Below are 12,110 nucleotides of genomic sequence, written 5' to 3'. Positions count from 1 at the left end.
GGCTGTGTCGACTGTTTCCAGTCGTTTTGTCGTCCCTTGCGACGACTTATACATCATACCAACACACCTTTTTTTTGTCAACACCTTTTTCAAACTTTTTTTCTTTTTTTTCAAACTTTTTTATTTCCCCCGTCAGATCAACGTTTTTGGCGAGTCGCTATTTCATTGATACTATTTTATTTTTATTTCGCTTTTATAAAAGAAGTTACAAAACCGAACTTTTATAATTGCGAAAAGTTAAATATACATAAATTATATTTTTTAAATCGTTATATTTGATCTTTATTCGGCTTTATTTGGCATATTTCTTTTATCATTCTTTCAGTTACATCACTATTCCCAATAATTTTAGACAATAACAACAATAAAAGATACGGATTGTCTTTTGCTATGTTCATTCTATTTTCTTTTTGATATTTTGTTACAACATTTTCAGAAGCGGAAAAATTCAAGAACGTTTCTATATTTGAATCATATCCATATACATCTATCATGAGATATTTTAGCCCTTCTTGTTGTAGTTGGTATAAAATATTAGCTCGTTCTAGCTGTTTTTGAAATGAATCTTTTGTTAATTCTGCCTTAATATGAATATGCTGTTTAAAAGTCAGTAAAACATCTCCGTATTCAGAGTCTTTTGTATATTTTAGAATATGGTGCAAAGCATACCACGTACATGATTGTTTCGTTGGCCCAGATGCAGGTAAATACATTTTTCCACCATAAATATAAGGTAATCTATACAAAGGCGTATTAAACATCATTTTAATAATATCACAATACTGATGATACCCTATCCCTAATTTAATAAACAGTCTACTCATAATACCATTAGTCGATTCTTTGCTAATCAATGGAATTGTACTAAATGAAAGTAGCATTGATTTATATGGTGCATATTCATCTCCCAAATGAATAATTGCGTAAACATCGTCATCCACATCCATTGATTTTACTTTTTTTGCTTGAAAAAATAGATGTTGAATAGTCGTTTGATCAATAATTCTATGTTCTCTATTATGATTTTCTAAATCATCTAAAATATAATTTCTAGGAAACTCTGATGTCTGTTCACTGCCCTCTAATTTTTCTAATATCATTAACAATTTTTCAAGTAATTGTTTCATAAAATCCACCCCTAATTATAAAAGTATAATCTTTCAAATAATTTGTATATATTTTTACCCAATTTTTTAGAAATTACATACAAAAATAGAAATAGTGGATAAAATTTTCTTATTTTGGTTAATATTCTATAATACAAGTTCCTTAAATCGAATTGATTTGTATTTGCAACGTCTATATTTAAAAGTTTTTTTAATATTTAATATTTTTTTAATAAATAATCAACATACTGATATATAGTATATTTATATATTGTTTTATTTATCTTTCTATTTCTTATTTTAAGATATCACTATGTATAGGGGTACTTGATTTCGTCGAATTTTTAAAAAAGATTTTTATAAAAGTAATGAGATACCTATTAGGTTTTTACCGCAGCCTATTCAAAACATTTTACAAAGTTATTAACAATAAAAAAAGTATCAAATCAATACTTGTGGATATTTAATTTGTTTATCTAGTGTTTTCTAGTGTATTAACAGATTTGAGTATATATAAAATCAGAAAATCTATTTGCTATAAACATTGATTTTTTAACTTTTACTATTTAAGAAATTCTTATTTCAGTTATACTATATATTCTGTTTACACAATTTATTATAGTACTACATAATTCGCATGCTCCACACAGATGGTGTGTGGAGCATTACGGTTTATTTCACTCCATTGTTCAAGAGATAGCTAAACTCCACAATAAAAAGAGCATTGCGAAAGCAATGCTCTTTGTAGTTGATTATTAAGCTTGGATAGATGAAACTACACCAGCACCAACTGTACGTCCACCTTCACGGATTGAGAATTTTGTACCTTCTTCAATCGCGATTGGGTGAATCAATTCAACTGTAACAGTTACGTTATCACCAGGCATTACCATTTCAGTACCTGCAGGTAATTCAACAACACCTGTAACGTCTGTTGTACGGAAGTAGAATTGAGGACGGTAGTTTGAGAAGAATGGAGTATGACGTCCACCTTCTTCTTTAGTTAAAACGTAAACCTCAGCAGTGAATTTTGTATGAGGTGTGATTGAACCTGGTTTAGATAAAACTTGTCCACGTTCAATGTTGTCACGTGTAACACCACGTAATAATGTACCAATGTTATCTCCAGCTTCTGCGTAGTCTAACAATTTACGGAACATTTCAACACCTGTAACAGTTGTTTTAGAAGTTTCTTCTGCAATACCTACGATTTCAACTTCGTCACCAACGCGAACTTGTCCACGTTCAACACGACCTGTTGCAACAGTACCACGACCAGTGATTGAGAATACGTCCTCAACTGGCATCATGAATGGTTTGTCTGTATCACGTTCTGGAGTTGGGATGTAAGCATCAACAGCATCCATTAAGTCATAGATTTTTTGTTCGTATTCAGCATCGCCTTCTAAAGCACGTAAAGCTGAACCAGCAACGATAGGAGTATCGTCACCTGGGAAGTCGTATTCTGATAATAAGTCACGAACTTCCATTTCTACTAATTCAATTAATTCTGGGTCGTCAACCATGTCCATTTTGTTTAAGAAAACAACGATGTATGGAACACCTACTTGACGAGATAATAAGATGTGCTCACGAGTTTGTGGCATTGGACCATCAGCAGCAGATACTACTAAGATAGCTCCGTCCATTTGAGCAGCACCAGTGATCATGTTTTTAACGTAGTCAGCGTGTCCTGGGCAGTCAACGTGTGCATAGTGACGACTGTCTGTTTGGTATTCAACGTGAGCTGTGTTGATTGTGATACCACGTTCGCGTTCTTCTGGAGCTTTATCGATTGAAGCATAGTCAGAAGCTTCTGCGTAACCTTTCTTAGCTAATACAGTTGTAATAGCTGCTGTTAAAGTTGTTTTACCGTGGTCAACGTGTCCAATTGTACCAATATTTACGTGTGGTTTTGAACGGTCAAATTTTTCTTTTGCCATTTTAATTTAATTCCTCCTAAAATACATTTGTTTTAGTTATATTAGAGAAAAATCTCTACATACCCTATCAAATTATAACTATTTTTATCAAGAAAATCAACTATTACACAAGAAGATTTTCAAAACAAAATACTAGTCTTCTTTATTTCCACCATTTTTCTTGATGATTTCTTCTGCAATAGATTTAGGAACATCTTCATAGTGATCGAATGTCATTGAGAATGTACCACGACCTTGTGTTGCAGAACGTAATGTTGTTGCGTATCCGAACATTTCTGATAAAGGAATCATACCTTTAACAACTTGTGCATTACCACGAATTTCAGATCCTTCAACACGTCCACGACGTGAGTTAACGTGACCCATTACATCTCCGAAGTATTCTTCTGGAACTGTAATTTCTACTGCCATCATTGGCTCTAAAATTGTAGGTTGAGCTTTTTTAGCTGCTGCACGTAATGCAAGAGAAGCTGCAACTTTAAACGCTGTTTCAGATGAGTCAACATCATGGTATGAACCATCATATAATTTAGCTTTAATGTCTACTAATGGATAACCAGCTAATACACCATTTTCCATAGCATCTTTCAAACCAGCCTCAACAGCAGGAACATATTCACGAGGAACAACCCCACCGACGATAGCATTTTCAAATTCGAAACCTGCTCCTTCTTCATTTGGTGTAAATTCAATCCATACGTGACCGTATTGACCTTTACCACCTGATTGACGAACAAATTTACCTTCAGCTTGAGTTGAAGCACGGAATGTTTCACGATATGAAACTTGCGGAGCACCAACAGTTGCCTCTACTTTAAACTCACGACGCATACGATCAACGATAATGTCTAAGTGTAACTCACCCATACCAGCGATAATTGTTTCACCAGTTTCTGGGTTTGTTGAAGCACGGAATGTTGGGTCTTCTTCAGATAATTTTTGTAACGCAATACCCATTTTATCTTGGTCGCCTTTTGATTTTGGTTCAATCGCAACTTCAATAACTGGCTCTGGGAATTCCATAGATTCTAAGATAACTTCATTTTTCTCATCACATAAAGTATCTCCTGTTGTTGTGTCTTTTAAACCAACCGCAGCGGCAATATCACCTGAGAATACTTCTGGAATTTCTTGACGTGAGTTAGCGTGCATTTGTAAGATACGTCCTACACGTTCACGTTTACCTTTTGTAGCATTTTGTACATAAGAACCTGATTGTAATGTACCAGAATATACACGGAAGAATGTTAAACGACCTACGAATGGGTCAGTCATTACTTTAAATGCCAAAGCAGCAAATGGTGCTTCGTCACTTGCAGGACGTTCTGTTTCTTCGTCTGTATTTGGGTCAATACCTTTGATTGCAGGAACATCTAATGGAGATGGTAAGTATTCTACAACAGCATCTAGCATCATTTGTACACCTTTGTTTTTGAACGCAGATCCACATAATACTGGATAAAATTCAACATTAACTGTTGCTCTACGGATACCAGCTTTTAATTCTTCTACAGTGATTTCTTCACCTTCTAAGTATTTTTCCATCAATGTTTCATCAGTTTCAGCAACTGCTTCAATCAATTTAGTACGCCATTCTTCAGCTAATTCTTGATAATCAGCAGGAATTTCTGTTTCTTGAATTTCTGTACCTAAATCATTTGTGTAGATTTCAGCTTTCATTGTTACTAAGTCAATGATACCAGTAAATGTATCTTCCGCACCGATTGGTAATTGGATTGGATGAGCATTTGCTTGTAAACGATTGTGTAATGTATCAACTGAGTACAAGAAGTTTGCACCAGTTTTATCCATTTTGTTTACAAATACGATACGAGGAACACCGTATGTAGTTGCTTGACGCCATACTGTTTCTGTTTGAGGCTCAACACCTGATTGAGCATCAAGCAAAGCAACCGCACCGTCTAAAACACGTAGTGAACGTTCAACCTCAACAGTGAAGTCCACGTGTCCTGGTGTGTCAATGATGTTGATACGTGTATTATTCCATTGTGCTGTTGTTGCAGCAGAAGTGATTGTAATTCCACGTTCTTGTTCTTGTTCCATCCAGTCCATTTGTGAAGCACCTTCGTGTGTTTCACCAATTTTATGGATACGGCCTGTGTAGTATAGGACACGCTCAGTTGTTGTTGTTTTACCAGCATCAATATGAGCCATGATACCAATATTACGTGTGTTTTCTAATGAAAACTCTCTTTTTGCCATTGGTTTTTTCTCACCTTTCTTTTTACTAACTTTAAATACAAACTAGTGAAATACCGAAGCTATATAACTTCGGCAAATCTATATGTCAATATAACACGGACTAGTTTTTCTATCTTACCAACGATAGTGAGCAAATGCTTTGTTTGCTTCAGCCATTTTATGTGTATCTTCACGTTTTTTAACAGAAGCACCAGAATTATTCGCTGCATCCATGATTTCACGAGCTAAGCGTAATTCCATTGTGTTTTCTCCACGTAAACGTGCGTAGTTTACTAACCAACGTAATCCTAATGTTGTACGACGTTCAGCACGAACTTCAACTGGTACTTGGTAGTTAGAACCACCTACACGACGAGCTTTAACTTCAAGAACTGGCATAATGTTTTCCATTGCTTGTTCGAAAACTTCCATTGGATCATTTCCAGTTTGTTCTTTAACGATATCAAATGCTTTATATAAAATAGTTGCTGCTTTACCACGTTTTCCATCAACCATTAAACGGTTAATCAAACGAGTTACTAATTTTGAATTGTATAACGGATCTGGTAATACATCACGTTTTGCAACTGGACCTTTACGAGGCATTTAATTTCCTCCTTTCAAATTCTCTTATAAACAAGTTTTATTATTTTTTAGCTTTTGGTCTTTTTGTACCATATTTTGAACGACCTTGCATACGGTTGTTTACACCGGCTGTATCCAAAGCACCACGAATGATATGGTAACGAACCCCTGGTAAGTCTTTAACACGTCCACCACGAATTAAAACAACACTGTGTTCTTGTAAGTTGTGTCCGATACCTGGGATATATGCAGTTACTTCGATTAAGTTAGACAAACGCACACGAGCGTATTTACGTAACGCTGAGTTAGGTTTTTTAGGTGTCATTGTCCCAACACGAGTACATACTCCACGTTTTTGTGGAGAACTTGTATTTGTTTGAGTTTTTTTGAAACTATTATAACCTTTGTTTAAAGCTGGAGAATTTGATTTTTCAACCGCTGATTTACGTGGTTTGCGAACTAATTGGTTAATAGTAGGCATTAGTTTTCCTCCTTCCCTGATGGGTTATTCTCAAAAATTCTAGTCCACACATCCAGGTGTTTCATTTTTTCTTCAAAAAAATAATCAACACTTTTCATGTGACTAAACTTGGCTTTCATATCAGTCAGCACGACTGATTTTTCAGGAATCTGTTATAAAAGCACCTTTTAAAGAATAGCATTTTTTTATGATAAAGTCAACATTTTTTTAAAGAAAATAATACAAAAATTGCTACCTATTATATATTTATTTTTTAGCATAAAAAAGAATAAGAAGCACATGAAGTACTCCCTATTCTTGCACATATGTAACGGATGAAAATTTATTAAATTCTTTTTTAAATAAGAGTTTAACCGTTCCTCTAGCACCACTTCTATTTTTTTCAATAATAACTTCCACAATATTATTTTCGATTGTTTCTTCTTCACTATTATCTGTATCACGTTGATAATAGTCATCACGATATAAAAACGCAACAATATCAGCGTCTTGTTCAATAGAACCCGATTCTCTTATGTCACTTAGCACAGGACGTTTGTCTTGTCTTTGTTCTACACCACGGGATAATTGAGAAAGTGCAATGACAGGTACTTTTAACTCTTTTGCTATTTTTTTGAGTTGTCGTGAAATTTCAGATACTTCTTGCTGTCTGTTTTCTCGACCAGTTCCTTCGATAAGTTGTAAATAATCAATCACAATTAGATCTAACTCTTTTTTCTCTTGGACAAGACGACGACATTTTGCACGAATTTCAGATACTTTTATTCCTGGTGTATCATCAATATAAATATTAGCACGACTTAAACTTCCCATTGCAATAAAGAGATTATCCCACTCTTCATCCGTTAAGTTACCTGTTCTCATATGTCCTGCATCAATATTTCCCTCTGCACATAACATACGATTAACTAAAGATTCTGCTCCCATTTCTAAACTGAATATAGCAACCGTTCCATTTGATTTTGTTGCAACATTTTGTGCAATATTTAAAACAAATGCTGTTTTACCTACGGCTGGTCGTGCAGCTAAAATAACTAATTCTTCAGGGTGTAATCCTGTTGTCATTTTATCTAAATCAATGTAACCTGTTGATATACCTGTTACAAAACCTTTTTGTTTTGCTAAAACTTCAAGTTGATTGACTGTATCACCAAGAATATCTGATATTTTAATAAATCCATTCCTATTTTGATTATTTTCTGAAATATTTAAAATCATACGTTCAGATTGGTCAATCACAGTTTCCAAACTATCTTTATCATCATAACTCATTTTGATAATATCAGTTGCTGTGTGGATAAGTTTTCTTAACACCGATTTTTCTAAGACAATATTAGCATAATATTCAACATTGGCTGCAGTAGGTACTGTTTGTGTTAGTTGAATTAAATATTCAATACCACCTATATTTTCTAAATAATTTTGTTTTTCCAGTTCATTTTGGACTGTTACAAAATCTATATTTTTATCTTCATTATTTAATTTTTGCATCACGCTAAAAATCAATCTGTTTTTTATACTATAAAAATCTGTATAGTCTAGTATACTCACTACATTGATAATAGCTGTTTCATCAAAAAATATTGAGCCTAATACAGCTTGTTCAGCCTCAATATTTTGAGGTAATTGTCTATCGAGATGTAGTTCTTCCATATTTTTCTCCTACGGCAACTAATCTAGTTTTTTGACTAATACTGTCACGACAGAATTAACTTGTTTGTGTAATTTCACTGGAATTCTAACATAACCTAGTGCTTTAATAGATGCAGGCATATCAATCTTACGTTTATCAATATCTATATTAAACTCTTTTGATAAAATTTCTGCAATTTGTTTATTGGTAATTGTACCAAATAGTTTATTATCTTCACCAGCTTTTGCATAGATTTCAACAACTGTTTCTTCTTTTTCAATTAATTCTTTTAGTTTTAATGCTTCTTCTAATTTATGTGCTTCTTCTTTTTCTTTTGCTTTTGTTTGACCTTGTAATTCACTTAGATTACTATGTGTTGCAGGTTTTGCATGCCCGTTTTTAATTAAAAAGTTTTTAGCGTATCCGTCTGCAACTTCTTTTACTTCGCCTTTTTTTCCAGACCCTTTAACATCTTTTAAAAATATAACTTTCATATAATCACCTTTCCTTATAGATATTATATCATAAATACTAGTCTTTTTTATAAAATGTTTCACGTGAAACATTTTATAAAAAAGACTATCTGGCAAAAACCAAATAGTCATCAAAATTAATCAGCTGTTGTAAATGGTAATAATCCCATCACACGTGCACGTTTAATTGCTACTGTTAAAGCGCGTTGATGTTTCGCACATGTACCTGTTACACGGCGAGGTAAAATTTTACCTTTTTCTGAAATGAAACGTTTCAATAATTCAACATCTTTAAAATCTGGGTGGTCAATATGGTTCGCACAGAAATAACAAACTTTTTTACGTCTACGCATACCGCCACGATTTCCACGTTGTTGTACAGACATCTTTATTCCTCCTTAAATAATTCGTTCATTAAAATGGTAAGTCATCATCAGAAATATCAAATGTTTCAAAATCTGGTTGACTATTATTCAATGAAAAGTCGTTTTGACTAGGAGCTGTAAAATTATTTTGTTGAGCAGGTCTTTGTTCACTAGATGCCTTTGTTTCTAAGAAATCAAAATTTTCTACCACAACATCTGTTGTATAGACTTTTTGTCCTTGCTGATTGTCATAACTGCCTGTTTGGATACGTCCTTGAATACCTATTTGGGACCCTTTATGCGTATAGTTCGCTAAATTTTCAGCGGCTTTATTCCAAATAACACAGTTTATAAAATCAGCTTCTCTAACACCTTGTTGGTTTGGTACACGTCTATTTACAGCGAGTGTAAAACGTCCGTACGCTGTTCCACTTGGCGTATAGCGTAATTCAACATCTCTTGTTAATCTACCTACTAATGATACAACATTCATTTTGTTAACTCCTTTCTAATATCTTAAGCTTCTTCTTTTACGATGATATGGCGTAAAATATCACCATTGATTTTAGCTAAACGATCAAACTCATTAATCGCAACAGCATCTGTTGCTGATAATTTAACGATATGATAGATACCTTCACGGAAATCTTTAATTTCGTAAGCTAAACGACGTTTTGCCCATAATTTTGATTCAATAACAGTAGCACCGTTATCTTTCAAAATTCCATCAAAACGTGCAATCAATTCTTCTTTTGCAGCTTCTTCGATATTTGGACGAATAATGTACAAAATTTCATAATTAGTTGCTTGACTCATTTTCCTACCTCCTTATGGACTTTGGCTCTAAAAGAGCAAGGAGAGTTGTCTTTTTATAGACACTCACACTTCTATATTATACTGAATAAATAGTTGTTTTGTCAAATATTATTGGCTGTTTACAGTAAAAATCCACCTAGTAAATTTACTAAGTGGATTTTGTTTTATCTTGTTTTAACGTAGCCTAATTTATCTTTGTTTTTTGCTAAGAAATCTGGCAATTCTTTATCAGGAATTTGTCTAACATATAAATTAGAACGAATGGTTTCATCTTCTTCACGACATGTTGATAAGACCAAGTATTTATCCGTTTTTTCTAATTTAATGTCTTTGTTAAAGACTTTTGCTTGTGACTTTACTTCTGTGAGTTGTTGTAAAAATTCATCATCATCTTTAAATTCTGTTTTATAGAATGCTGTATCTTCTGGAACAATAATCATAAATGCTACTTCGTAATAAAATTTACGTGTTGGTGTTTCAATGACAACATATTTATGTTGATCAAAATATTCTTGCTTATCGTAGTAATTTACGTCATTAAACATACGATTATCTGATACTTTACTACCTCGAGCATGTCCGAATAACCATGTTAAGCGGTCATTAAAATCTTTTTTGTTGTCCATATCCATAAAGACGGTACCTAAGTAAGGTATATTTTCACCTTCAAATGTTTTATCTAGGTAAGTGAAATTATCTGATGTTTGAACAACGGGTTCATCTAATTTAGTACCTGGTGCATATACGTAGGCGATGGCATCTTGATTGATTTTTGTTAATTCATCAAAACGTTTTTTTAGATACTCTTTTTCTTCTTGACTAACAGTATATGCTTGTGTTGTTTTAGACTGCGTTTCTTGTTTTGCATCTTTTTGATTAGATGAATTAGTTAGCATTGGGAACAGAAATGCTAATGTTGCTAAAATAAGAATTAAAATTGGTGCTACTATTTTCCAATTTATCTTTTTAGTATTTTTTTCTTCAGTATTTTCTTCATTAGATTGATTTTCTAATGCATTTTCTTCATACTGTTCAAAATTTTCCGTCATGTTACCTATCCTTATCTTCTTATTAAAAAGCGGAATTTACCTAGCTAGGCTAGATAAATTCCGTCTAATGTTTGTATAAACAACTAATTATTTAGCTGCGCTTGTTTTTGGTAATACTTTTTTACCTTGTTGTGCTTGAGCACCTGCTTTTTCAGCTGGAGCTGGTTTTTTACCTTCTACAGCATCTTTTTCAGGTGCAGATAATTCACTTGGTGCCACAATAGCTTCTGAAACTGTTGGGAAACCATTTTCAACTAACCAATGATTTAATTCTTTAATTGCTTCAACATGAGCAACATAAGCAGCTCTTTCTACTGAAATCGCATTGAATGAATTTGTTTCTGCAGCTTTTAATGCTGTTTCTGCTTTAGTTAATGCATCTTTTGTATCATTATCTAATTTCACCATTTCTTTTCTTACTTTGTTAATTTCAACAGTAATAAGAGTTGGTTTAACTACATATGAATCTTCAAGATAACTTTCTAATTTTGCTTTAGTTGCTTCATCAAAGGCAATACTATCTTTTAATTTTTTAATAGCTGTTTTAGTTGTTTCTACTTGATATTCCAATTCATGTTTTGCTTTTTCTGCTTTATTTTTTAATTCTGAAGTTCCATCAAGTGCTGAATAAGATTTAATTTCTAATTCTTTTGCAGCCAAATCAGCATTTAAAGAATCTAATGCTTTTTCTTGAGTAGCTAAAGTAGCTTTATTAGTAGTTAAACTTGTATTTAAAGCAGGTAATTCTGCTTTAGCTTTAGCAATGTTTGTATTGTATTCACTTTCTTGACTTAATAAATCTGCTTCTTTCACTTCAAGTTCAGCATATTTTTCAGGAAAAACAACATTACGTTCATAACTTGCTTCACTATATGCCATTTGAGCTTTAGCAAGCATTTCTCCTTTTTCATTACGTGCTTTAGTAGCTTCATCATAAGCAACTTGAGTTTCTAAAGCTTTTTTATTTAAAGGTCCTAACTCTCTTTCTTGTTTTGGTGTCAAACGTTCTTGTATACGTTCTACTACGTTTGAAGTAATATTTTCAGCGTTAACAACTGAATTTGCTAATGGAGCTACTGCTAATAAAGCTACTGCAGAAGCTAAAACTAATTTTTTCTTCATAATTTTTTATCTCCTTTTTTTTGTGTAAAATAGTTACAAGCATAATTATAGTACATTCATCTATAATGTCAACACTTTTTTCTATTCTTTTTCAAAAATAGAAAACTCAACTTTACACAAATATATTATTTTTTATTTCTTATATTATATCATGTTTTGTAAGTATTTCAAAGGCTTTTTGTGAATATTTTTCTATTCTTTTTCATTTGCCGAGTTGTAAAATAAAGTGCAAAAGCAAAATAGTGTTATAAAAACAAAAAAAGACAGATAATTAACTTACTAAGATTCACCACAAAATTAGAAAGGTCATTATCATGTCTAAAACAAATTATAAC

The 12,110-nt window shown here is 32.8% G+C and carries 12 protein-coding genes; all 12 read right to left on the bottom strand.

The annotated features are described in order from the left end of the window. Positions 1-269: 269 nt before the first annotated feature. The 12 genes from GMA06_RS07555 to GMA06_RS07500 all read right to left on the bottom strand — a co-directional run bounded on the left by GMA06_RS07555 (position 270) and on the right by GMA06_RS07500 (position 11,775). Entirely contained in the window at positions 270-1,127 is an 858-nt protein-coding gene (locus tag GMA06_RS07555) for a competence protein ComK (RefSeq protein WP_163562217.1), read from the bottom strand. Between the two features lie 734 nt (positions 1,128-1,861). Further along, complete coding sequence (gene tuf, locus GMA06_RS07550) at positions 1,862-3,049, bottom strand: elongation factor Tu (protein ID WP_163545849.1); 1,188 nt, start codon at positions 3,047-3,049, stop codon at positions 1,862-1,864. 132 nt (positions 3,050-3,181) lie between these two features. Further along, complete coding sequence (gene fusA / locus GMA06_RS07545; RefSeq protein WP_163545850.1) at positions 3,182-5,272, bottom strand: elongation factor G; 2,091 nt, start codon at positions 5,270-5,272, stop codon at positions 3,182-3,184. A 114-nt stretch (positions 5,273-5,386) separates the two neighbouring features. Further along, positions 5,387-5,857 (bottom strand): 30S ribosomal protein S7, encoded by a 471-nt coding sequence (rpsG, locus tag GMA06_RS07540; protein ID WP_163545851.1) that lies wholly within the window; start codon positions 5,855-5,857, stop codon positions 5,387-5,389. 40 nt (positions 5,858-5,897) lie between these two features. After that, on the bottom strand, positions 5,898-6,317 hold the full coding sequence (gene rpsL, locus GMA06_RS07535) for a 30S ribosomal protein S12 (protein ID WP_163545852.1): 420 nt from the start codon (positions 6,315-6,317) through the stop codon (positions 5,898-5,900). A 291-nt stretch (positions 6,318-6,608) separates the two neighbouring features. Then, entirely contained in the window at positions 6,609-7,970 is a 1,362-nt protein-coding gene (gene dnaB, locus GMA06_RS07530; protein ID WP_163562216.1) for a replicative DNA helicase, read from the bottom strand. An 18-nt stretch (positions 7,971-7,988) separates the two neighbouring features. Beyond that, a complete protein-coding gene (gene rplI / locus GMA06_RS07525; RefSeq protein WP_163545854.1) occupies positions 7,989-8,444 on the bottom strand; it encodes a 50S ribosomal protein L9 in 456 nt (151 codons plus the stop codon). Between the two features lie 116 nt (positions 8,445-8,560). Continuing rightward, entirely contained in the window at positions 8,561-8,809 is a 249-nt protein-coding gene (gene rpsR / locus GMA06_RS07520) for a 30S ribosomal protein S18 (RefSeq protein WP_163545855.1), read from the bottom strand. Between the two features lie 28 nt (positions 8,810-8,837). Continuing rightward, positions 8,838-9,281, bottom strand: a complete 444-nt coding sequence (gene ssb / locus GMA06_RS07515) for a single-stranded DNA-binding protein (protein ID WP_163545856.1) — start codon at positions 9,279-9,281, stop codon at positions 8,838-8,840. Between the two features lie 23 nt (positions 9,282-9,304). Beyond that, the gene (rpsF, locus tag GMA06_RS07510) at positions 9,305-9,604 is read right to left on the bottom strand and encodes a 30S ribosomal protein S6 (protein ID WP_163545857.1); all 300 of its coding nucleotides are present in this window, start codon (positions 9,602-9,604) and stop codon (positions 9,305-9,307) included. 164 nt (positions 9,605-9,768) lie between these two features. Beyond that, positions 9,769-10,653 (bottom strand): class B sortase, LPKTxAVK-specific, encoded by an 885-nt coding sequence (gene srtB / locus GMA06_RS07505; RefSeq protein WP_163545858.1) that lies wholly within the window; start codon positions 10,651-10,653, stop codon positions 9,769-9,771. A gap of 87 nt (positions 10,654-10,740) precedes the next feature. Next, a complete protein-coding gene (locus GMA06_RS07500; protein ID WP_163562215.1) occupies positions 10,741-11,775 on the bottom strand; it encodes a hypothetical protein in 1,035 nt (344 codons plus the stop codon). Positions 11,776-12,110: the final 335 nt, after the last annotated feature.

Origin of the sequence: Granulicatella sp. zg-84 (genome assembly GCF_010892375.1) — a bacterium.
GTDB lineage: Bacteria > Bacillota > Bacilli > Lactobacillales > Aerococcaceae > WM01.
This window is presented reverse-complemented; position numbering and strand designations above follow the sequence as displayed.

Excerpts from the sequence above, each read along its gene's own strand:
- fusA (WP_163545850.1), bottom strand. The coding sequence starts at position 5,272 with ATGGCAAAAAGAGAGTTTTCATTAGAAAACACACGTAATATTGGTATC.
- tuf (WP_163545849.1), bottom strand. The coding sequence starts at position 3,049 with ATGGCAAAAGAAAAATTTGACCGTTCAAAACCACACGTAAATATTGGT.
- srtB (WP_163545858.1), bottom strand. The coding sequence starts at position 10,653 with ATGACGGAAAATTTTGAACAGTATGAAGAAAATGCATTAGAAAATCAA.
- GMA06_RS07500 (WP_163562215.1), bottom strand. The coding sequence starts at position 11,775 with ATGAAGAAAAAATTAGTTTTAGCTTCTGCAGTAGCTTTATTAGCAGTA.
- ssb (WP_163545856.1), bottom strand. The coding sequence starts at position 9,281 with ATGAATGTTGTATCATTAGTAGGTAGATTAACAAGAGATGTTGAATTA.
- rpsG (WP_163545851.1), bottom strand. The coding sequence starts at position 5,857 with ATGCCTCGTAAAGGTCCAGTTGCAAAACGTGATGTATTACCAGATCCG.
- dnaB (WP_163562216.1), bottom strand. The coding sequence starts at position 7,970 with ATGGAAGAACTACATCTCGATAGACAATTACCTCAAAATATTGAGGCT.
- GMA06_RS07555 (WP_163562217.1), bottom strand. The coding sequence starts at position 1,127 with ATGAAACAATTACTTGAAAAATTGTTAATGATATTAGAAAAATTAGAG.
- rpsL (WP_163545852.1), bottom strand. The coding sequence starts at position 6,317 with ATGCCTACTATTAACCAATTAGTTCGCAAACCACGTAAATCAGCGGTT.
- rpsF (WP_163545857.1), bottom strand. The coding sequence starts at position 9,604 with ATGAGTCAAGCAACTAATTATGAAATTTTGTACATTATTCGTCCAAAT.
- rplI (WP_163545854.1), bottom strand. The coding sequence starts at position 8,444 with ATGAAAGTTATATTTTTAAAAGATGTTAAAGGGTCTGGAAAAAAAGGC.
- rpsR (WP_163545855.1), bottom strand. The coding sequence starts at position 8,809 with ATGTCTGTACAACAACGTGGAAATCGTGGCGGTATGCGTAGACGTAAA.